Here is a 22,078-nt window from a genome sequence, read left to right on the forward strand (position 1 = left end):
TGTTCTCCCTGTTCTTTGAAGTCACTATCAGCCACCAATGGCCTGATAATAATCCGTTTTAGACCGAATCAAAGAGCCATTTGACTTATATTCCTTGACAGTTTGATGATAGCAATGTGTATAGTAGCTATTGTCATAGGAAAATAGGACTTCATACGTAATAGAAGATATTGTCACTTTATAGCAGTCCGAGGACATACTCTGAAGCATCTGATCGAAAATAAACGATGCTGTAGAAGAAATAACTGCTGCTGGTGTGCTTCCCCATGCAGTTGCTAAAATACTGGCTACATCAGATGCTTTTTTGCATTTACGCAAATCACTAGCATAAACCGTATCGGTTGCACTTGTGCCAACATAGCGGTGCTTGAACTGCGACCCTGTCACCTCGCTTCCAGTGAGTGCAGGAATTTGTGCCAGCTGTCCGTTTTTGTAATTTTGCTGATCTTGATAAATTTCATAGAACAAGCTATAGTCACTTCTTGCAGTTGATGTTGTTGATTCACCAGATGCACCTACAACAACAATGTCCATCACATCATTAGGATGCACCGTACGCGTAATTCGTGTGATACCTCCATCACGAATTGTAAGCTGTTCAACAACATCTTTTCCATTCATCGAGTACGAAACAGAATAATTTGATCCTGTCAAAAGAGATTCGCTATTGCCATGATTTGTTGAATCTGCAAAGGCAATGGGCATAATGGAAGCAACACAAAGCAGCACCGCTAACACGCAGGAAATATAACGCAAATATGTTTTTGTTTTCATTTTGTTTTTTCCTTTCATGCATTCCTATAGAACAACGGACTCTCATCTGTGCATCGGAAACACCTCCGAAGTACATTGATTATCGATGCTCTCACTTTTTCAAGAGATATTTTCCAAATGCAAGGACGCCTAGAATATAGAAAAGCTGACGAACAATCAACATAATGAATGAAAGCAGCTCCAACATAATCGAACAGTTCCTTTTAGAAAATTATCAAGAAATATATCCCGTAAGAGTATCGCTATCTTACCTTTCATATGAATTTCAGTCATGCTCAAGCGATTCCGGGACATCCGGCTGATATGCCGTAAAGCCACAGGTGCTGTTCACGCTCAAGACTGCGAGAGCCATTGCCATAATGCAAGTGACCTTGCTCAAGAGCAACATAATCTTTTTCATTTCTGTTACCTCCGTTTGATATTTTTTAGAGCATTCATCTTCTGAAAACACATGAACGCCCTCGTACCTTAGGATATCTTCGCTTGTTTCTGAAAAAACGGAATGATTGCAAAAATCACTAAAACCCATTTTGAAATGTAGTATACCGTTATACTGCGGGTGTCCGGAAGCACATTGAAAATGGCAAACAGGAAATCTATTGACGAAAGAACAGATGCGACCATCTTATAGCTTAACCGCTTCTTTTTGCCTAAAGGCTTATTCGTTGCTTCTATCGGAGAGAAAAAGATAGCGATGCCCATAAGAGCTGCTGTTGTCAGGATACGAAAAAGGTGATTGGCTGCAATTACTTTACTCAGCAAAATGCAGATAAGTGCCAGTCCGGTAAATGCCAGATAGCATCTGGTGTGCGACGTTGCATGATATCCACCAATGTAGATTCTCTGCGGGATAAACCCAATCAAAAATGAAAGTGAGTATCGAACATCACCACACACGGCAGAGACGAGGATGACAAGCAAAACACTTACAACAGACGATATGAGCAACTCGTACCCATAGACATACGCATCCGCTTTTGATTCGTCTACCACTTTTTGTTCGCAGAAAAGACGGACTAATTTCTGAGACAGCGTGCGTTCCCACATTGCAGTTGCGCCACCTTATCTTCTGATTTTTGCTTCACTGTATCATAAATTTCAACAAAATCAAGAGGTTTGGCAAAACTGGTCGTTCTGGTGACAAAAGTGGTAAGTCAGGCTACTTGTAAGGAGCCTTTGCACAGTCTATAATAGTATCAGAACATTATTTTGTGGAGGTTGTCGAAATGCTGAAGTACCACGTTGCAGTCTGCGATGATGAGAAGTCAGACCTTGATGGTATTGTTCAAAGCGTCCAGCGATACGATGTGCAAGGTTGCTTTGACATTGAAACTTACATGGACGGAAACGAACTTCTGAGCGAATTGCAAATGCAGAAGAAATCCTTCGATTTGCTGCTGCTCGACATTGAGATGCCATCCAACGGTTTTCAGCTGGCACAATCCCTGATTCAAATGGAGAAGCATCCCTTGGTGGTATTTGTCACGAAGCGGCACGAGTATGCTGTGCAGGGATATGGCATTGCATTCCGCTACCTTGTCAAACCTTTGGATCAGACGCTGTTCGCTGCGGCGATGGACGCTGTCCTTCAGGAACTGAACTCCAAACATTTCACAATCGAATACGATGGTGTCACCATGTCCTTGGAAACATCAGATATTTACTTTCTGGAAAGCCACGGACATAAAGTTCTGATCCACTGCAAGGAGCAAGACCTTACATTGAGAATGAGCATTCCTGAAGCCTTGGAGCAGCTTCCCAAACGATGCTTCGTGTCGCCACACAAAAGTTATCTTGTCAATATGGAACACATTGTTTACGCTACTGGAACCGCTGTTTTTCTTTCCAGCGGACATCAGCTACCGATCAGCAGGAGGAAGCGTCAGGAGTTCAATCAGAACTTTAACGCTTATTTGGGAAGATGATACTTTATTATTTCGTTGAGTTTGCAGGGAGCTTTGCCAACATCGCTCTGTTGCTGCTTTTTATCGGTCGGCTATTTCCTAAAAAGGAGCCCGTTTCAAAATGGTTCTATGTGTATGTTGTGCTTATGATCGCTGGCCAGTGTGCACTAAGCTTATTCCCGGACTGGGTAACGCAGCGCACGATCTATCTTTTAGTTGGCGGATTTTTCCTCGCACTGCTGTTTTACGAAGTGCGACCATGGCAGGCGGTTTTTGCAAGCGGAGCTTTCTTTACGCTGATTGCTTTGGTGGAAGTGCTTGCAATGCTCCTGATCGGGCTGCGCATCCCTGATACCGATATTCTGATGCAGGCTGGGGCAGCACGGTTGGTTTATGTTGTTTTTTCAAACCTGATTCAAGTTCCACTTGTAGTCCTGATCTCACATTTTTTCAGTCGAAAGGGAAATGCTCTGCGCATCCTATGGCTGTTGCCAATTATTGCGATTCAAATCGCAAGCATCGCTGTCTGTTATGTGGCACAGTATCATGCTGCGGATGAGTATTTCCCGGATTATATGGTCGGCCTTATGGCTGTGCTTCTCCTTATAAACATCCTGATCGTGTTCTATGTGGAAGCTCTCCGGGAAAATGAACTGGAAAAATTCAAAGCCAAGTTCAATGAGCAGCAGTACAATCTTCAAATGGAATACTACCAGCAGCTCAAAGAACGTCAGGAAGAAGTCCGTTCTCTACGGCATGATGTGAAGAAATACATTCTGGCGATGCAGGCAGTTGCAGAACACGGCGATACCGAAGAACTTCACAAGATTGCACAAGCTGCCACGGATATTTTTGAGCGTTCCACAAATGTTTCTGCTGTCGGAAACCCTGTTGTTGATGCTCTTTTGAATTATTACCTACGCATCGCAGAGAAGAATAACATCAAGGTCAAACTGGATGTGACGATTCCTGAAGTTCTGACGATCTCATCGCTGTCTTTGAGCATCATCCTCGGAAATACATTTGACAATGCCATTGAAGCCTGTTGCAGTCTGCCAGCGGAACAGCGAACCATCCATTTACAGCTGCGCAAACAATATCGGAGCCTTTTCTATCGGCTGGAAAACCCATACAGTGATACTTCTCGCGGAATCCGCATCGGAGAACATCATGGTTACGGGCTAAAAAATATAAACCGTATCGTTCAGGAAAACCATGGTGACTTCTACACGAAAAAGAAAGACGGTGTATTTACGGTTCAAGTTCGCTTGAACTGCGAAAATTAAATATGTTTCCACAGCCAAATGATCAGCCTTTATACTGATTGTTTGGCTCTTTATTTTGTAAAGGAGCGTGATGCTATGACCCAGCCCAAATCCGACCTTGCCTATCTCCGCAGCGAAAAAGCCAAAGCGGAGCAGCAGCTACGCTACTACAAGCACCGTGAGAAAATTCTGGAACATCAGATACCGGAGCTGACCCGCAAAGCCCGTGTGCATCGTCTGTGTACCCGTGCCGGAATGCTGGAAAGTTTTCTGATTGCGCCGGAAGAACTCACCAACGATCAGGTGATGGAGCTGCTGAAAATTGCGTTCCGTCAACCAGAAGTTGCGCTGGCACTTGCAAAGATGATTCACGACTTGCAGGAACGCAGCAACGTCCAAAACCCTTTAGAATAAAGGGCGCAATTATACACCGTTCCGGTGAAATTGCGGTCTTGCAGACGGCTCGATGAAATCGAAGCTGGCGTTTGTGCGCCAGCCCGATTCCATCCCAAGGAAAACTGCATTTTCCTTGCGCTGCTTTGCAGCTATCCTTTTGCGGCTCCCGCCTGAGACCAAAGCGCATAGCACTCCGTTCCAAGGCGGCGAGCAAAACCGAATACGATCCCAGACCGTTCATCAAGAGCAATCTTGCTGGGCGGTCTTTTTGTTTGGAGGTGATACCTATTCCGTGTCCGCATTTCAAAATCACCATCGTCAAGCGCAGCCAAGGTCAGTCCGCTGTTGCCGGGGCCGCTTATCAGAGCGGCGAACGGCTGTTCAGCGAGTACGACCAGAAAACAAAATTCTACAACAAGAAGAAGGAACTTGTCCATGCCGAGATCATGCTGCCGTCCCATGCGCCACCCGGATATGCAGACCGGGCAACACTTTGGAACGCCGTGGAAGCCGTGGAGAACCAGTGGAACTCCCAGCTTGCCCGGCGCATCGTGCTGGCGTTTCCGGTGGAGGTGCCGAAAGAACAGTATCTCTCCATGATAAAGGAATTCTGTCAGGAGCAGTTTGTTTCCAAGGGTATGATTGCTGACTTTGCCATCCACGACAAAGGAGATGGCAACCCACACGCTCACATTCTGCTGACGCTCCGGGCAATGGACGAACATGGCAATTGGCTCCCGAAAGCCCGAAAGGTATACGACCTTGACGAAAACGGTGAGCGCATCCAGCTCCCCTCTGGCAACTGGAAGTGCCACAAGGAAAACACGGTGGACTGGAACGACCAGAAGTATGCCGAGGTCTGGCGGCACAGTTGGGAGACCATCACAAACCGCTATCTGGAGGCTGCTGGCAGACCGGAACGTGTTGACCTGCGCTCCTTTGAGCGGCAGGGCGGCATCCAGCAGATACCGACCGTTCATCTCGGCCCTGCTGCACACCAGATGGAAAAACGGGGAATCGAAACATTTCTCGGAAATCTCAACCGGGACATTCGAGCCGCCAACAGCCTGATGCAGTCCATCCGCAGTGCAATTCGTGGTCTGCAACACTGGATCGCAGACCTGAACGAAAAGAAGCGGCTTCTTCTGGACGCTCTGGAAAAGGCGAAAGAGCCCACGCTGTCCGACCTGCTGGTGGACTACTTCAATCTCCGCAATGAGCAGCGCAGTGATTGGTCTGGCAAGGCAAAACTGAAATGCACTGTTCGGGACTTTGAGGAAGTCAAACGGGCGGTGGACTATCTGAAAGCCCATTCTCTGAACACCATTGAGAATCTGGATACCGCAATTTCTAACCTGAACCAGACCGCCGCCCCTCTCCGCAGGCAGTTGAAGCAGAACGAAAACCGTATGCGGGCAATCGCCCAGATCAAGGATGCTGCCGCCGCCCATGCCAAGCTGAAGCCCATCCACGACACCTTTATCAAGAAGAACTTCAAGTTGACCAAGGACGCTTATGCCGCCCAGCACAAAGAGGAGCTGGACACCTTTAATAAAGCTGTCCGCACTCTGATGAAACTGAACGGCAGCACAGCGGTAGATTTTTCGGCATTGGATGCCGAATTTTCTGCGCTGCAATCCGGCAGCGCAGAGCTGCGCACCCAACTGGAAACCTTGCAGCCGGATATCTCTGCACTGAAAAATATCCGCAAGTATATCGACATGGTGCTGAATAAGCAGCAGCTTTCCGCGCCGGGCGGCAAGATGCCGGAGAAGGAATCGGTGCTGAAACAGCTGGAGCAGCTTCAGCAGAAAAAGTCCAACTACAAAACGATTTCCACCACCCCAAACCGCGAAGAATCGCTCTAAACGATCTTTCTGTCACCGATACGCCGTTGCAATCAGTGGCAGAAATACATAATTCGTATGTTTTTGTTAGCTTTTGACTATTCTCGTTGGCTAGTGAGTAGAGGCGTATTTTTAAGGCGGAAATTTTCTCCAACACCCCCCATTTTAGGCCACTTTTTCTGTTAATAGTAGAAGTGTTTCTTTGAAGGCCAGTCATTTGTGACCTTTTTGTTAATTCTCAAAAAGATGGTTGTCTTTGGGCTGTTTTCGTTGCCTACCTATTGAGAGGATTTTTTCAAAAGCGGAGATTCGGTCTCAAGAATTACAATTCAATTACAAGTTTCTCACCAATGCTACGAAACAGGCGTTCTCGATGCCTACCAAGTGTAGGGCATCTTTTTCAAGACCACTTTCAACTTCAGGCACTGCCGCTGCTGCAAAGTTTCGTCCTCCGTCGGTCGCCCATGGATCAATGTTATTTTAATCAAGCAGCCACTTCAACTATATTTTCCAAAAACTTTTCAACAAATTTCTTTTTCGGGCTACTTTTGGGCCGTTTTCGATGGCTCGTAAGTAGAGGGACAATTTTTCGGAAGCCTTAAATTCCGAAGATTTTCTATAAAACTCCGTTCTTTGAAAACAGAATAGTTCAATCGTCCGGTACTTCACAAAAGGTACTTCTGTAACTCGCAGCCCGGTCATAACGAAGACGGGGTGGCTGAAACGCCAATGGTGCGGTGCAAGTCCGCCGCCGGACGATTCCCCACTCCTAGGGAAGTCGAGGACCAATATGGGAGACCTTAACTTATTAACGCAGTTGAGCACTTGTTTCGTGCTTTTCTGCGACTGGAGAATTGGAACCCACCAATTCTCGTTACATACGCTTTGTTTCCGATTTCTGCTTCAGCTGGAGGTGATCAACATTTCAGAATATCTTACCACGCAAACTCCGCTGCCGCCGTTTCTCCCATACCCACGCTTTCTTTTGGAACTTGACCTGAGCCAGACTGCAAAAATGACTTATGCGCTGCTGCTCGACCGTGCCACGCTCTCGCAGAAAAATCTCTGGACAGATGAACGAGGTTTCGTGTTTGTCATTTTTACGATTTGCTCTTTGGCTGAGCAGCTAGGGCGCAGCACGGTCAGTGTTTCCAGTGCGCTTAAGGAATTGGACGCTGCGGGATTGATTGAGCGCAGACGAACGCGGTTTTCTTCGCCCAATCACATCTTTGTAAAAATTCCAAATGTTGAATAGTTCTGCGTTTTTCACGATTCAAGAACCGCCAAAATCACGATTCTGCGATGCAGATTCTTAATGGCATCTGCAAAAGAGATTTTTCCTATGCAGTATAGCAGCCTTTAAGACTGTATCAAAGAAAACTTTCACCTAACCAACGTAATAAAACAAAAAGAGAAAAACGAATAGAATCCATCCATTCCTTTCCGTATTTGCACCACATGAATGAGGAGGTCTGCCCTTGAACAAAGAAAAATCTGAGAAGAAGCCCACTACACGCAAACGTGCGCCGAGAAGTCCGAAGTCTGTGCGCCTGATCGTGGAACGCCATTATATCGGCAATGTGCCGATGAATACGCTTTTTCAGCGGCTTGCGGAAGAAGAAATTCGTAAAACTGCCGAATCGTATCTCGCCGCTGGTTAATTGGACGTTTTACTGCGGAAAAGGGCTTGCATCATCACGCAGCATCCGCTACAATGTGATTGATGAGGTCTCTTTTCCATTATGGAGGTACACATGGAAAAGGACAAAAAAGTAACTGCTTTATACTGCCGGCTGTCAAAAGATGACGGTTCAAACAGCGAAAGCCTGAGCATCCGCACTCAAAAGGCGATGCTTATGGAGTATGCCACACGCAACGGTTTCGGGAATTGCCAGTACTATGTCGATGATGGTTACAGCGGTACGAACTCTGACCGCCCTGCCTTTCAGGAACTTCTGGATGATATCCGGGAAGGAAAGGTGGCAACAGTCATTACCAAAGACCAGTCCCGACTTGGACGCAACCACATCGAAACCGGAACGTATATGGAAATCTTCTTTCCTGAGCACGGTGTCCGCTATATTGCAATCAACGATGGTTATGATTCCAACGAGCAATCTCAGATGGATATTGCCCCGTTCCGAAACATCATCAATGAAATGTACGCCAAAGACACTTCCCGAAAAATCAAGAGTGCCCTTCGGACACGCAAGAAAAGCGGAAAGTATATCTCCAGCGGCGCACCGTTTGGCTACCAGAAAGACCCTGCCGACCACAATCACCTTGTGATCGACCCGAACACCGCCCCCGTTGTTGAGTATATCTATTCAATGGCAGAGGAAGGGCTGGGGCTTCACCGCATCGCCAAGCGGCTCCACGATGAAAAAGTCTTGAAGCCGTGTTACTACAAGAAAGAGATGTTTGGCCGCTTTATTGATGATGAAAAGATGTATGATTGGGACAGTGCCTATATCAGTCAGGTTCTGCACAGCCCAGTCTACGCCGGACACATCATCTACGAAGCCAAGCCCACCGTGTCCATGAAATCCAAAAAGCGGCGTTATATTCCGTTTGAAGAACGCGCTATCGTTCCGAATACACATGAAGCAATCATCCCACAAGACCGTTGGGAGAACGTGCAGCGAATCCTTTACAGCCGTTCCAGTAGTTTTATGTGCGATAAGACCGACTACGACAATATCTTCAAAGGCATCGTCCGCTGTGCAGACTGCGGCAGAACGATGTTAGTCAAGGTCGAGCACAGGCGCAAACGTAACAGTGTTCTGGATCAGACCTTTTATTGTTGCAGCACTTATCGGAAATATGGTGCGAAAGCCTGTGACTCTCATAATTTGGAAGCCCGTGTTCTGCATGAAGCTGTCTTTGCGGACATTCAGGCACACGCAAAGGCCGCTGTGAGCAATCGGGAAGCCCTTGTGAAGAAGATTGCAAATCAGATGCACCTCCGGGTGTCCTCTGACCGGGCGCAGCACAAACGGGATTTGAAGCAGTGTAAAGCACGAATCGCAGAAATCGAAGACCTGTATGCAAAACTTTATGAGGACGTATCAAAGGGACTTCTCCCGGAGAAACGTTTTCAAATGCTTGCAGATCGCTACGACAAAGAACAGGCTGAACTGACCGAGAAGATTGAGCAGTACGAGCGGGAAGGCCGTGCTGAACACGATCAGCTGGACAAGATTCAGGATTTTATTGATGAAGTCAGCAAGTACGCTGGCATCACCGAACTGAACTATAAGATTCTGCATCAGCTGATTGACAAGATTCTGGTATCCAAAGCGGAAAAGGTCGATGGCGAATACGTCCAGAAAATCCAGATTTTCTACCGCTTTATCGGCCCATTGGATGCCATCGAGTAACAAAGTCAGAAAAGTCACCTCCGAGAACTATCCTACAGATGCCGGACGCGAGGGCGAGATGATCTTCCGTAGCGTCTATGAGCTGGCAGGTTGCAAGAAGCCGATGAAAAGGCTCTGGATTTCTTCGATGGAAGACTCCGCCATAAGGGAAGGCTTTGCAAACCTGCGCCCCGGTGCGGACTATGACGGACTTCGGGATGCTGCCCTCTGCCGTGCCAAGGCCGACTGGCTGGTGGGGATCAATGCGACAAGGCTTTTTTCCGTGCTGTATCACCGAACCCTCAACATCGGGCGCGTGATGTCCCCGACGCTGGCGCTTATTGTTCAGCGAGAAGCTGAGATCGACACCTTTAAGCCGATTCCCTTTTATACCGTGGCGCTGGAGCTGCCCGGTCTTACCGTATCCGGGGAGCGCATGGCGGATAAGGCTGCTGCTGAGCAGCTGAAAGAAGCCTGTCAGGGTGTAAATGTCACAATCAAAAAGGTGGAATGCAAGGAAAAGTCCGAAAAGCCGCCTGCCCTCTATGACCTGACTACTCTGCAAAGAGATGCCAACCGCCTGCTTGGATTTACAGCCCAGCAGACCCTGGACTATCTGCAAAGCCTGTATGAAAAGAAGCTCTGCACCTATCCCCGTACTGACAGCCGCTATCTGACTGGCGATATGGCAGACAGCCTGCCGGTGCTGGTGAATCTGGTTGCCAATGCTATGCCGTTTCGCAAAGGAATCGCCATTACCTGTGATCCGCAGACGGTAATCAACGATAAGAAAGTAACCGACCACCACGCAGTAATCCCTACCAGAAATCTCAAGGACGCAGACCTTTCTGCCCTTCCTGCGGGAGAAAAAGCGGTGCTGGAGCTGGTGGCTCTGCGTCTGATGTGCGCCGTAGCCCAGCCCCATATCTATTCGGAAACCGTTGTGATTGCAGCGTGTGCCGGTGGGGAGTTTACCACAAAAGGGAAAACAGTGAAGCACCTCGGATGGAAAGCACTGGAGGACGCTTATCGTGCCAAAAAGAAGGATGCAGAGCCGAAAAAAGAGGGCGTAGAGAAAGCCCTGCCGGAGCTGACCGAAGGACAGACACTTTCGGTTTCTGCGGCAATCGTCAAAGAAGGCAAAAGCAGTCCGCCTCAGCACTTTACGGAGGACACCCTATTGTCCGCAATGGAGACTGCCGGGAAAGATGATATGCCAGAGGATGCTGAGAGAAAAGGTCTGGGGACACCGGCCACCCGTGCCGGTATTTTGGAAAAGCTGGTATCTGCCGGTTTTCTGGAGCGAAAAAAGAACAGAAAAACGGTGCAGCTTCTTCCTTCCCACGATGCAGTATCCCTTATCACGGTGCTGCCGGAACAACTGCAATCGCCGCTTCTGACTGCCGAGTGGGAGTATCGCCTGGGCGAGATCGAGCGCGGGCAGCTTGCCCCAGAGGAGTTTCTGGACGGGATTAGCACCATGCTGAAAGATCTGGTGGGGACTTATCAGGTCATCAAGGGAACTGAGTACCTGTTCACTCCGCCCCGTGAGGTGGTGGGCAAATGCCCTCGCTGCGGCGGTGAAGTTGCAGAACTGCAAAAAGGCTTCTTCTGTCAGAATGATTCTTGCAAATTTGCAATCTGGAAAAACAACAAATGGTGGGCTACCAAGAAAAAACAGCCGACCAAAGCTGTGGTGTCTGCGCTGCTGAACGATGGCTGTGTCCGTGTGACGGGGCTATATTCGGAGAAAACCGGCAAGACCTACGATGCCACTGTGGTTTTGGAGGACGATGGACAGTATGCCAACTTCAAGCTGGAATTTGACCAGCGGAAAGGAGGCAGCCGATGAAGCTCTCTTTAGTGGAACGGGAAACCATTCTCCTCTATAACCAGGCAGAACCAATGGCTGAGGTCTATACCCACGATCCTCGTCTGATGGAGAAGCTGGAACTGCTGGCAAAAAAGCATCCCGACCAGATCACCCGAAAGGACGCCCATAACTTTACCGTCCCCAAGCGGTGTGTATCAGTCCGGGAGCCATACAGCACCGAGCGTCGCAAAGCTGCCAGTGAGCGTGCGAAAGCCGCCGGATACCAGCCCCCTGTGAAAAAGTCCGGCAGTTAAAGGCACATGGCAGAGAATGTATTTGAAGCGGTCAAGCAGTCGGTCAGCACCAGAGAAGCGGCAGCGTTTTATGGGATCGAGGTCAAACGAAATGGTATGGCCTGCTGTCCCTTTCACGATGATAAGAACCCCAGCATGAAGGTAGACCAGCGGTTCCACTGCTTTGGTTGCGGTGAAGATGGGGATGTGATCGACTTTACCGCAAAGCTCTTTAACCTCTCCCCAAAAGAAGCGGCGGAGAAACTGGCACAGGACTTTGGCCTGATCTATGACAGTCAGGCCCCGCCCCGCAGGAGATATGTCCGGCAAAAAACCGAGGCACAGAAGTTTCGGGAGAATCGACAGCGCTGTTACCGTGTACTGTCCGATTACTACTATCTGCTGAAAAAATGGGAAGCCGACCGTTCTCCCAGGACACCGGAGGAAGAACCGCACCCCCGCTTTGTGGAAGCAATCCAGAAGAAACCCTATGTAGAGTACCTGCTGGACCTTTTTCTTTATGAAAGTGAAGAAGAACAAAAGGCATGGATTGCAGAACACACAGCAGAAATCACACACTTGGAAAGGAGATTGAAAATCATGGCTGAGAACAAACCCACCAACCGAGAACGGCTAAGGGAAATCACAGATGGCATCGAGCAGGGCATCAAAGAACTGTTTGAGAGTGAAAAGTATATGCGCTATCTGTCCGTCATGTCCCGCTTCCACCGCTATTCGGTAAACAACACCATGCTCATCTATATGCAGAAGCCGGACGCCACATTGGTAGCCGGATACAATAAGTGGAAAGACCAGTTTGAGCGTCATGTAAAAAAGGGCGAGCATGGCATTACCATCATCGCCCCAACACCGTACAAGAAGAAAATCGAGGAGCAGAAGCTGGACCCGGATACCAAGGCTCCGATTCTGGATAAAGACGGAAAGATCGTCACAGAGGAAAAAGAAATCGAGATTCCCATGTTCCGCCCGGTCAAGGTCTTTGATGTGAGTCAGACCGACGGGAAACCTTTGCCGGAGCTTGCTTCCTCCCTTTCCGGCAATGTGCCAAATTATGAGGCATTCATGGAGGCCCTGCGCCGCAGCGCACCGGTGCCGATTACTTTTGAAGCAATGGCCGCCGATACGGACGGCTATTTTTCTGCCGATCATCAGAAAATTGCCATTCGTCAGGGCATGAGCGAGGTGCAGACGGTTTCGGCCACAGTACACGAGATTGCCCACAGCAAGCTCCATGACCCTAAAAAATATGAAATGCTACCGTCATGGAAGGTTGTGCAGGAGAGTGAAGGTGGAACCAAGCATGATTTCAAGTTGGATTTTGCCACAGAAAAAGAAGCCGAACAGTTTGCTTCTGATATGGATTGGCGTTATGTGGACGAAAATCAGTTTGAATGGCGTCTTGCAGTTGAGGAAGATGCAACCGCAGAAAAACAGGCAATCAAAAACCGTCACACGGAAGAAGTGGAGGCTGAAAGCATCTCCTATGCAGTCTGCAAATATTTTGGCATCGAGACAGGAGAAAACAGCTTTGGCTATATTGCCAGTTGGAGTCAGGGCAAGGAACTGAAAGAGTTGAGAGCCAGTTTGGAGACCATCAACAAAACCTCCGGCACTTTGATCTCCGACATTGAGCGCCACTATAAGGAAATCTGCAAAGAGCGCGGAATCGACCCTCATGCAAAGGTAGAGCCGGAAACCGCCCCGATAGAGCAGCCAGCAGATTCCATTAAGGTATCTGATAGGCTGCCGACCGGCGATCTGACCTACTATGTAGCAGAGTGCATGGAATTTCCAAACCTCGGAGAATACCACGATAACCTGTCTTTGGAGGAAGCAATCCGTATTTATCAGGAGATTCCTGCAGAACGAATGAACGGGATCAAGGGCATTGGTTTTGAACTGAAAGACGGAAGCGACTATGAAGGACCGTTTCCGATTTTGACCGGGCAGACCATTGACCTGGACACTATTCAGGCAATCGACTATTACCGTGACAATCCGCTGGTACAGAAAGCGGTAAAGGAACTGGCTGCGGCAATGCCGGAAATGGAAGTGCTGGGGGCGGATGCCAACCAGCAGGAGGCTTTGTTTCTGATTGACGATGCCACCTATCTTCATATCCAGTCCTGTGACAGCGGCTGGGACTATACCCTTTACGATGCCGCGTCCATGAAAGAGTTGGATGGTGGTCAGCTGGATATGCCGGAGATTTCCCGCATGAAGGCAGTTCTCCAGATTTGTGATGACAACGATTTGGGCAGAGATTCGGTAAAATACGCACCGTTGTCCATGATTGAGACCTTGCAGGAAGCTGCCTACCAGCAGATGCAGGCAGAGGCCAGTCAGATGGCTGCTTCTTCTCAGCTGCCGGAAGTACAAGAGCAGGCGCTGGATGAATACCCTATGCCTGATGAGCAGGTATCCACACCGGATATGCAGGAATACGGCTACTTCTATGATGGGATGCTCCCTGTCACCAGAGAACGGGCGCTAGAACTGGATGCCGCTGGTTTGACTGTCTATGTGCTGCATGAGGACAATACGGAGAGTATGGTATTTGACTCGCAGGAAATCATGGATCATGGCGGCATTTTCGGTGTGGACCGTGAGGAATGGGAGAAAAGCCCTCAGTTCCACGAAAAGGTCATGGAGCGCCAGGAACATCAGCAGGAACGGGAACAGGCATTTCTTGCTCAGAACAGAGATTGCTTTGCCATCTATCAGGTGAGCCGTGACGATCCGCAGAATGTGCGCTTTATGAATCTGGACTGGCTAAAGTCCCATGACATTTCCATAGACCGTAGCAATTATGATCTCATTTACACTGCTCCGCTGAGGGAGTCTGGCACGGTACCGGAGCAGCTGGAAAAACTATATGAGCAGTTTAATCTGCAAAAACCGGCGGATTTTCACAGTCCTTCTATGAGTGTCAGTGACATCGTTGCGATCAAGCAGGATGGTAAGGTATCCTGTCATTACTGTGACAGTGTTGGTTTTACCCAGATCCCCGGATTCCTGCCGGAAAATCCGCTGAAAAATGCGGAGATGGCCGTGGAGGACGATTACGGCATGATCGACGGTATCATCAACAATGGCGCAAAAGAGCCTACGGTGGCAGAGCTGGAACAGCAGGCCCGCAGCGGTCAGTCCATTTCCCTCATGGATTTGGCTGCCGCTGCCCATCGGGAGGAACGGGAAAAGAAAAAGTCCGTCATGGAGCAGCTGAAAAGCCAGCCCAAGGCAGAACACAAAAAGACAGCGCCCAAAAAGAGTGCGGAAAGGGAGATTTGATATGGGAAACTTTACTTTTGAGGAAATGAACCTGATGTGCATTTACAATACCGGTAGCCGCACCGGACTGATCGAAGCTCTGACTGAGATGTGCGGTGAACTGGCCCCGGAGGAAACCGAGCTGCGGGAGTTGACAGACAGCGCACTGGGCAAGCTTCAGGCCATGAGTGATGCCGAGTTTGCCGAGCTGGAGTTGTACCCGGATTTTGACCAGTAAACACCATAGTCGCAGGGATGGGGTGGCAATATGCCACCCCACCTTTTTACCCCAAAACTGAAAGGAGGACAGAACACTATGCCAACCAAAGCTGAACTATATGCACAGATGGCGGAGAAAGTGGCAACGCAACTCACTGGAAGCTGGCAGGAATGGGCAGGGTTCCTTACTACGGCAGCCCGGCTTTACAAGTACCCGTTCCATGAGCAGCTGATGATCTACGCCCAGCGCCCGGACGCTACCGCCTGTGCAGAGTACGATTTGTGGAATGAAAAGATGGGCCGGTATGTAAGGCGCGGCTCCAAGGGAATTGCTCTGGTGGACGATTCCGGGGACAGGCCCCGCCTGCGCTATGTTTTTGATATTTCCGACACCGGAACCCGTGAACATTCCCGCACTCCCTGGCTGTGGCAGCTGGAGGAGCGCCATTTGGATTCGGTGCAGGCCATGCTTGAGCGCACCTATGATGTTTCCGGTGATGACCTTGCCGGACAGCTCACCGAGGTAGCCGGAAAACTGGCTGAGGAATACTGGACGGAGCATCAGCAGGACTTCTTCTATATCGTTGACGGTTCCTTTTTGGAGGAATATGATGAGTTTAACATCGGAGTACAGTTCAAGGCAGCAGCCACCGTCAGCATCACTTACGCTTTGATGTCCCGCTGCGGACTGGAGCCGGAACGCTACTTCGACCACGAAGATTTCATGGCAATCTTTGATTTCAATACCCCGTCCACCATCGGGGCGCTGGGAACAGCGGTCAGCCAGATCAACCAGCAGGTGCTGCGGCAGATCGGCGTTACCGTCCGAAATGCAGAGCGCGAAGCCAACCAAGAAAGGAGCAAACAAGATGAACAATCCCATGACCTATATCCAGAACGGAGACTATCTGATTCCCGACCTGAAGTTGAGCCAGCAGCCGGAGAAACCCCTGGGCAAGTACGGCAGGATGAGGAAAACCTACCTGAAGGAACATCGTCCCATCCTCTACAACCAGATGTTGCTGAGCGAGAAGTTGTACCCGCACCTTCTGGAGATCGACGAGACCGCCCAGAGCAGACTGGAGCAGATGATGCCCCAGCTGGCGAAGGAAGCGGGAGCCACCGAGGAACTGAAAGCCAGCGATCCCATGAAGTGGGTGGGGCTGATGAACACCTGCAAAGCCCAGGCAGAGGAGATCCTGATGGCGGAGCTTATCAACAGCTGACCCTAAACCTGTTCCTCTCCGAAGCGGAGCAGATCCAATCCATAGATGAAGCAGAGAATGTAGCGCATACATCCTCTGCTTTTTCTTTTGCCCAAAATGATATTGACCATGTGCTGCGTTTGGGAGGCAATACAGATCGTCAGAGAGAGCGTGTGGTTGCAGCCTTTGAAAAGCAGAAAACCACCGCTGAGATTGCCGAGATACTGAAAACGCTGTATCACGGCGGTAACGGCCTTGGCAGTGTGAGTGCATGGTATGCCGAGGATGGTATCCATCTTTCCCACGGGAAGTCTGTCCGTTATGACAGGTCTGCCCAGGTCATTTCCTGGGAGAGTGCCGCAGAGCGTATCGGGGAGCTTTTGAAAAGTGGTCAGTTTGCCTCCAATGTGGAGCTTGCAGAAGCGGCAGGCTATGAACGCTCCCTTCTCTCGGAAAAGCTCTGGCATCTGTATCACGATCTCAGCAAGGACGCCAGAAAAGCCGGATATTTGTCCTGCCTGTCAGAGATCAAAGGCAATGGTTTCCCAGAGGAGACCCGCCGCCTGACGGAGCAGCTGAGTGACCCGGCTTTCCGCCAGACACTCAAGGAAGAATACGCCGCCTTCTGGACTGCCTATCAGCAGGATCGTGACCTGTTGCGTTTTCACTATCACAGACCAAGGGAGATCTGGGAGAACCTGAAGGACCTTGACCTGCCACGCAGGACCTTTTCTTCAGACCTTTCCCAAGTGCCAACCGTTCAGCACTTCATTACCGAGGATGAGATCGACGCCGCTATGACCGGCGGCAGCAGTTTCGCCGGAGGAAAAGGCCGTATCTATGCGTTCTTCATGGCAAACCATACGGATAAGGAGAAAGTGAGATTCCTCAAAGACGAGTATGGCATTGGCGGACGCTCTCATGCCCTGTCCGGCGCAACACACAGCGGCGAAGATCACGATGGGAAAGGACTGCACTATAAAAAGCAGGACTGCCCGGATGTTCACTTGAACTGGGAAAAGGTTGCCAAGCGCATTACCTCACTTGTCCAGAAAGACCGCTATCTTACCGAACAGGAACAGGCGCAGTATGACAAAATCCAGTCTGAACAGGAACTGGCCGAAGAAGATGCCCTTCAAGCCCAGCAGCCGGAGATGGAAGAAGAAACGCCAAAGCCTACCCTTGGGGAGCAGTTTGAGCAGTATAAGCCTGTGGTGACTGCCACCATTTCCGAGGATACCGCATATCGCAATGCCTGCGGTCATTCTGACCGTGAAAATTCTGTCATCGAGGGTAATGCCGCTGTGCGCCGTGCAGTCCTTGGTTCTAAGGATATGGAGCTGATCCGACTCTATTCGGATGTGCCGGAGTTCCGTCAGCGTTTACACCGGGAAGTGATCGACGAGACCTATCCAAAGCTCCATGAGCTTCTGCGCCCTCTTTCTCAGGAAGATATTGATACTGCCCTTTGTGCATGGAACGGCAATATCGAGAGTAAACACGCTGTTGTCCGCTATATGAAAGACCATGCAAGAGAAAAAGATACCGCCGCATGGCTGGCTCAGGAATACGGCGGCAGTAACAGTAACAGCCTGTTCGTTGTCCGTGCCGGCAGCCCGGAGGAAACGCAGCTGCCCTGGCCGAAGGTACAGCGCAGGCTTGCCCAGCTCATTCAGGAGGAACGGTTCTATACCGAAGAAGAACAGAACCGATTTGACGACATCGACCCCATCGCCATCCGGGAAGCTCTGGAGGAAAGAGGGATCGTCAACGGCCAGGTGGCAGACCCGGAAAAATTGGACAATGCCCCATTTATCCAACAGGTGATGTCAGATGCCGAGCAGATCGCAGATGCCGAGACAGAGCAGACTTCCGAAGTTTCCATTTCCGATGAGGAATATGATGCAGTTCGCCGCCCAACTCCGCAAAGAACATCCTATGACCCTGCTGCCCCGGTCTATGCCGTGGGCGATACCGTGTATATCGAGGATGACGCCTATCAGATCACCGAGCTGCGTGAGGACACCGTACAGCTTCTGCCCACCGGGATGGTATATCCCATCTACCGGGCAGAGCGCAAAGAACAGTTCGAGCAGCTGCTTCGGGCAGACCGCCGCAATGCTTACTATACCGAGTTTCTTCCTACTGACCCGGACAAGGCAGATCAGGACTTGCGGGATGTATTGGCTCATGGACTGATGGATGAAGCGGATAAAAAGAAGATTTCCACGCTGCTGCAATCCGGCAGGAGCAACAGCGAGATTGCCTACTGGCTGAGCAGAGCCTATTCCGGTGAGATCGAGACACTGAATCTGGAGACCGGCGATATTGCCGATTACCGTACCACGGCACAGGGCATAGAACTGGAAGTCATGGATGCAGAGGAAAAGCGTCTGGCTATGCTGTATTTCCGCTGGGATGAGGTTGCGCCTTTGCTGCGCGGGATGTATGCCCGTCAGCAGGACGGTTTTGGACAGGAACAGCCCCAACCGGCTACCGAATCCCCAACCTTCCATTCCGAGACCATGGCCGTCTATCCGGGCGATAAGAACAATCTGCCTTATGATGTGGTGGTGGAACGACTGCATATCGAGGAGCCGGAGCCACCAGCCCCTGTGACTGAGCCGGAGAAAACCTTTGAGGAAGTGCTGGACGAACACCCGGTTTCCATTCAGGTCAATGGCCAGTGGCAGACCTTCCCCAATGCCAAAGCTGCCGAGAAAGCCTCCTATGAGGAATACAAGGCTAACCTGCGCCGCAATGCAAAAAACTTTCGCATTACCGATGAGCATTTGGGCGAAGGCGGTCCGAAAGCCAAGTTCCAGGCAAATGTCAATGCGATTCGTTTGCTGAAAGAGCTGGAAGCTGCCGGACAGCAGGCAAGCCCCGAACAGCAGGAGGTTCTTTCTCGATACGTGGGCTGGGGCGGTCTCTCTGATGCGTTTGACCCGGAGAAACCGGCATGGGCTTTAGAGTATGCCCAGCTAAAAGAACTGCTGACCCCGGAGGAATATGCCGCCGCCAGAAGCTCTACCCTCAACGCCCATTACACCAGCCCTACGGTCATTCAGGCCATCTATGAAGCGGTGGACCGTATGGGATTTGAGACCGGAAATATTCTGGAGCCGTCTATGGGTGTGGGCAATTTCTTTGGTATGCTGCCGGAGAAAATGCGAAACAGCCGTCTGTACGGCGTGGAGCTGGACCCTGTTTCCGGGCGCATCGCAAAGCAGCTCTATCCCAAGGCGGACATCACAGTAGGCGGCTTTGAGACCACCGATAGGCGTGACTTCTTTGACCTTGCCATCGGCAATGTGCCGTTCGGTCAGTATCAGGTCAACGACAAAGCCTACAACAAGCTGAATTTCAGTATTCATAACTACTTTTTCGCCAAAGCACTGGATCAGGTGCGTCCCGGCGGCGTGGTAGCTTTTGTGACCTCCCGATATACCATGGACGCCAAGGATTCTACCGTGCGCCGCTATCTTGCCCAGCGTGCTGAGCTGCTGGGAGCTATCCGTCTGCCGAATGACGCGTTCAAAAAGAATGCCGGTGCCGAGGTGGTATCGGACATCATCTTCCTCCAAAAGCGGGACCGCCCGTTGGACATCGTGCCGGAATGGACCCAGACCGGACAGACGGAGAACGATTTTGCCATCAACCGGTATTTTATCGACCACCCGGAAATGGTGCTGGGCAGACAGGAGCCGGTAAGCACTGCACATGGTATGGACTACACCGTGAACCCCATCGAGGAACTGAAGCTTTCCGACCAGCTGCATGATGCTGTGAAGTACATTCATGGCACTTATCAGGAGGCAGAGCTGCCGGAGTTGGGCGAAGGCGAAGCCATTGGCACCTCCATTCCTGCCGATCCTAATGTGAAGAACTATTCCTATGCCATTGTAGACGGGCAGGTGTACTACCGGGAAAACAGCCGCATGGTGCGCCCGGATCTCAACACCACCGCAGAAGCCCGCGTAAAAGGTCTTGTGGGACTGCGTGATTGTGTGCAGGAACTGATCGACCTTCAGATGGATGCAGCGGTTTCGGACAGCACCATTACCCAAAAGCAGGCGGAACTGAACAGCCTATATGACAGCTTTTCTGAAAAATATGGCCTTATCAATGACCGTGCAAACCGACTGGCCTATGCAGACGATTCTTCCTATTACCTGCTCTGTGCGCTGGAAGTCATCGACGAGGACGGAAAGCTGGAACGCAAGGCAGATATGTTCACCAAGCGGACCATCAAGCCCCATCAGGCGGTGGCTGTGGTGGATACGGCAAGTGAAGCACTGGCGGTGTCCATCTCGGAAAAAGCCTGCGTGGATATGGACTATATGAGCCAGCTTACCGGAAAAACAAAAGAAGAACTGGCCGGAGAGCTGCAAGGCGTAATCTTCCGTGTACCGGGACAGCTGGAGAAAGACGGCACACCCCATTATGTGACTGCTGATGAATACCTCTCCGGCAATGTACGCCGCAAACTGCGTCAGGCGCAACGGGCCGCACAGCAGGCCCCGGTTTATGCAGTCAATGTGGAAGCTCTTACCGCCGCCCAGCCCAAAGACCTGGATGCGTCGGAGATTGAGGTGCGTCTGGGCGCTACCTGGATTGACAAGGAATATATCCAGCAATTTATGTATGAGACCTTTAATACCCCGTTTTATCTCCAGCGTAGTATCGAGGTCAACTATTCGTCCTTTACCGCTGAATGGCAGATCAAGGGGAAATCTTCTGTATCCTACAACGATGTGGCAGCTTATACCACCTATGGGACCAGCCGCGCCAACGCCTACAAGATTCTGGAGGATTCCTTAAACCTGCGGGATGTCCGTATCTATGACACCATAGAGGACGCAGACGGAAAAGAGCGCCGCGTGCTGAACGCCAAGGAGACCACCCTGGCTGCTCAAAAACAGCAGGCGATCCGGGAAGCCTTTAGGGACTGGATCTGGAGAGACCCGGAGCGTCGCCAAACTTTGGTGCGCCAGTACAACGAAGAAATGAACGCTACCCGTCCCCGCGAGTATGATGGCAGCCATATCACTTTTGGCGGCATGAACCCGGCCATTACCCTGCGGGAACACCAGAAAAGCGCCATCGCCCATGTGCTGTATGGAGGAAATACCCTGTTGGCACATGAAGTAGGCGCAGGCAAAACTTTTGAGATGGTAGCTGCTTCGATGGAAGCCAAACGCCTGGGACTGTGCCAGAAATCTCTCTTTGTGGTTCCAAACCATCTGACCGAGCAGTGGGCGTCGGAGTTTCTGCGTCTCTATCCTTCCGCCAATATCTTAGTCACCACCAAAAAGGACTTTGAGCCCCATAACCGAAAGAAGTTCTGCGCCCGGATTGCAACTGGTGACTACGACGCCATCATCATGGGACACAGCCAGTTTGAGCGTATCCCCATCAGCCGGGAGCGTCAGGAACGGCTTCTCTATGAACAGATCGACGAGATCACGGAAGGGATTGCCGAGGTACAGGCCAGCGGCGGCGAGCGTTTTACAGTCAAGCAGCTGGAACGCACCCGCAAATCGCTGGAAGCCAGGCTGGAAAAATTGCAGGCCGAGAGCCGCAAGGACGATGTGGTAACCTTCGAGCAGCTGGGTGTGGACCGTTTGTTTGTGGACGAGGCCCACAACTATAAAAACCGTGCGAAACGTTGTGCATAAGCCCTTGTTGACAGCAAGGACGAAAAGCACC

15 protein-coding genes and 2 pseudogenes are annotated in these 22,078 nt (G+C 50.4%); 13 read left to right on the forward strand and 4 right to left on the reverse strand.

Annotated elements, in window-relative coordinates; all coding sequences use genetic code 11:
- Nucleotides 1-27 precede the first annotated feature (27 nt).
- The 3 genes from J3352_RS11250 to J3352_RS11260 all read right to left on the reverse strand — a co-directional run bounded on the left by J3352_RS11250 (nucleotide 28) and on the right by J3352_RS11260 (nucleotide 1,821).
- Nucleotides 28-774 (reverse strand): hypothetical protein, encoded by a 747-nt coding sequence (locus J3352_RS11250; RefSeq protein ID WP_133300985.1) that lies wholly within the window; start codon nucleotides 772-774, stop codon nucleotides 28-30.
- Between the two features lie 265 nt (nucleotides 775-1,039).
- Nucleotides 1,040-1,174 carry a cyclic lactone autoinducer peptide gene (locus J3352_RS11255; RefSeq protein ID WP_165852945.1) on the reverse strand — a complete coding sequence of 45 codons (135 nt, stop codon included), beginning with the start codon at nucleotides 1,172-1,174 and terminating at the stop codon, nucleotides 1,040-1,042.
- Between the two features lie 68 nt (nucleotides 1,175-1,242).
- Nucleotides 1,243-1,821, reverse strand: a complete 579-nt coding sequence (locus J3352_RS11260; RefSeq protein WP_097783063.1) for an accessory gene regulator B family protein — start codon at nucleotides 1,819-1,821, stop codon at nucleotides 1,243-1,245.
- 179 nt (nucleotides 1,822-2,000) lie between these two features.
- On the opposite strand from J3352_RS11260, the gene J3352_RS11265 reads away from it, so the two are divergent.
- The 11 genes and pseudogenes from J3352_RS11265 to J3352_RS11315 all read left to right on the forward strand — a co-directional run bounded on the left by J3352_RS11265 (nucleotide 2,001) and on the right by J3352_RS11315 (nucleotide 15,180).
- A complete protein-coding gene (locus J3352_RS11265) occupies nucleotides 2,001-2,699 on the forward strand; it encodes a LytTR family DNA-binding domain-containing protein (RefSeq protein ID WP_097783064.1) in 699 nt (232 codons plus the stop codon).
- Complete coding sequence (locus tag J3352_RS11270; RefSeq protein WP_097785098.1) at nucleotides 2,696-3,964, forward strand: GHKL domain-containing protein; 1,269 nt, start codon at nucleotides 2,696-2,698, stop codon at nucleotides 3,962-3,964. Before J3352_RS11265 ends, J3352_RS11270 begins: the two co-directional genes overlap by 4 nt.
- Before the next feature lie 75 nt (nucleotides 3,965-4,039).
- A complete protein-coding gene (locus tag J3352_RS11275; RefSeq protein WP_156067311.1) occupies nucleotides 4,040-4,357 on the forward strand; it encodes a DUF3847 domain-containing protein in 318 nt (105 codons plus the stop codon).
- Nucleotides 4,358-4,626: 269 nt separating this feature from the next.
- Entirely contained in the window at nucleotides 4,627-6,207 is a 1,581-nt protein-coding gene (gene mobQ / locus J3352_RS11280) for a MobQ family relaxase (RefSeq protein ID WP_055185953.1), read from the forward strand.
- Between the two features lie 769 nt (nucleotides 6,208-6,976).
- On the forward strand, nucleotides 6,977-7,441 hold the full coding sequence (locus J3352_RS11285) for a replication initiator protein A (protein WP_242699957.1): 465 nt from the start codon (nucleotides 6,977-6,979) through the stop codon (nucleotides 7,439-7,441).
- Nucleotides 7,442-7,664: 223 nt separating this feature from the next.
- Nucleotides 7,665-7,847, forward strand: coding sequence for a hypothetical protein (locus tag J3352_RS11290; protein WP_005924684.1), 183 nt, complete (start codon nucleotides 7,665-7,667; stop codon nucleotides 7,845-7,847).
- A gap of 93 nt (nucleotides 7,848-7,940) precedes the next feature.
- Nucleotides 7,941-9,566 (forward strand): recombinase family protein, encoded by a 1,626-nt coding sequence (locus J3352_RS11295; RefSeq protein ID WP_242699958.1) that lies wholly within the window; start codon nucleotides 7,941-7,943, stop codon nucleotides 9,564-9,566.
- Between the two features lie 37 nt (nucleotides 9,567-9,603).
- Nucleotides 9,604-11,397, forward strand: a pseudogene (locus J3352_RS11300) (DNA topoisomerase); the annotation flags it as partial.
- Nucleotides 11,394-11,672 (forward strand): hypothetical protein, encoded by a 279-nt coding sequence (locus tag J3352_RS11305; protein ID WP_009322006.1) that lies wholly within the window; start codon nucleotides 11,394-11,396, stop codon nucleotides 11,670-11,672. The pseudogene J3352_RS11300 and the gene J3352_RS11305, both read left to right, overlap by 4 nt.
- A 6-nt stretch (nucleotides 11,673-11,678) precedes the next feature.
- Nucleotides 11,679-14,963 carry a YodL domain-containing protein gene (locus J3352_RS11310; protein ID WP_156067307.1) on the forward strand — a complete coding sequence of 1,095 codons (3,285 nt, stop codon included), beginning with the start codon at nucleotides 11,679-11,681 and terminating at the stop codon, nucleotides 14,961-14,963.
- 1 nt (nucleotide 14,964) lies between these two features.
- Complete coding sequence (locus J3352_RS11315; protein WP_009272656.1) at nucleotides 14,965-15,180, forward strand: transposon-transfer assisting family protein; 216 nt, start codon at nucleotides 14,965-14,967, stop codon at nucleotides 15,178-15,180.
- A gap of 96 nt (nucleotides 15,181-15,276) precedes the next feature.
- Here J3352_RS11315 and J3352_RS14330 read toward each other — a convergent pair whose 3' ends face one another.
- Complete coding sequence (locus tag J3352_RS14330) at nucleotides 15,277-16,044, reverse strand: hypothetical protein (protein WP_242699959.1); 768 nt, start codon at nucleotides 16,042-16,044, stop codon at nucleotides 15,277-15,279.
- Between J3352_RS14330 and J3352_RS14335 the strand changes: the two genes are divergently transcribed.
- Nucleotides 16,031-16,387 carry a TnpV protein gene (locus J3352_RS14335; RefSeq protein WP_081016879.1) on the forward strand — a complete coding sequence of 119 codons (357 nt, stop codon included), beginning with the start codon at nucleotides 16,031-16,033 and terminating at the stop codon, nucleotides 16,385-16,387. The genes J3352_RS14330 and J3352_RS14335 overlap by 14 nt on opposite strands.
- A 119-nt stretch (nucleotides 16,388-16,506) precedes the next feature.
- Nucleotides 16,507-22,026, forward strand: a pseudogene (locus J3352_RS11320) (DEAD/DEAH box helicase family protein); the annotation flags it as partial.
- Nucleotides 22,027-22,078 lie beyond the last annotated feature (52 nt).

The sequence above is a fragment of the Faecalibacterium sp. Marseille-Q4164 genome, assembly GCF_017377545.1.
Taxonomy (GTDB): Bacteria; Bacillota; Clostridia; order Oscillospirales; family Ruminococcaceae; genus Faecalibacterium; species Faecalibacterium duncaniae.

Excerpts from the sequence above, each read along its gene's own strand:
- J3352_RS11250 (WP_133300985.1), bottom strand. The coding sequence starts at position 774 with ATGAAAACAAAAACATATTTGCGTTATATTTCCTGCGTGTTAGCGGTG.
- J3352_RS11255 (WP_165852945.1), bottom strand. The coding sequence starts at position 1,174 with ATGAAAAAGATTATGTTGCTCTTGAGCAAGGTCACTTGCATTATGGCA.
- J3352_RS11260 (WP_097783063.1), bottom strand. The coding sequence starts at position 1,821 with ATGTGGGAACGCACGCTGTCTCAGAAATTAGTCCGTCTTTTCTGCGAA.
- J3352_RS11265 (WP_097783064.1), top strand. The coding sequence starts at position 2,001 with ATGCTGAAGTACCACGTTGCAGTCTGCGATGATGAGAAGTCAGACCTT.
- J3352_RS11270 (WP_097785098.1), top strand. The coding sequence starts at position 2,696 with ATGATACTTTATTATTTCGTTGAGTTTGCAGGGAGCTTTGCCAACATC.
- J3352_RS11275 (WP_156067311.1), top strand. The coding sequence starts at position 4,040 with ATGACCCAGCCCAAATCCGACCTTGCCTATCTCCGCAGCGAAAAAGCC.
- J3352_RS11285 (WP_242699957.1), top strand. The coding sequence starts at position 6,977 with ATGGGAGACCTTAACTTATTAACGCAGTTGAGCACTTGTTTCGTGCTT.
- J3352_RS11295 (WP_242699958.1), top strand. The coding sequence starts at position 7,941 with ATGGAAAAGGACAAAAAAGTAACTGCTTTATACTGCCGGCTGTCAAAA.
- J3352_RS11305 (WP_009322006.1), top strand. The coding sequence starts at position 11,394 with ATGAAGCTCTCTTTAGTGGAACGGGAAACCATTCTCCTCTATAACCAG.
- J3352_RS11310 (WP_156067307.1), top strand. The coding sequence starts at position 11,679 with ATGGCAGAGAATGTATTTGAAGCGGTCAAGCAGTCGGTCAGCACCAGA.
- J3352_RS11315 (WP_009272656.1), top strand. The coding sequence starts at position 14,965 with ATGGGAAACTTTACTTTTGAGGAAATGAACCTGATGTGCATTTACAAT.
- J3352_RS14335 (WP_081016879.1), top strand. The coding sequence starts at position 16,031 with ATGAACAATCCCATGACCTATATCCAGAACGGAGACTATCTGATTCCC.
- J3352_RS14330 (WP_242699959.1), bottom strand. The coding sequence starts at position 16,044 with ATGGGATTGTTCATCTTGTTTGCTCCTTTCTTGGTTGGCTTCGCGCTC.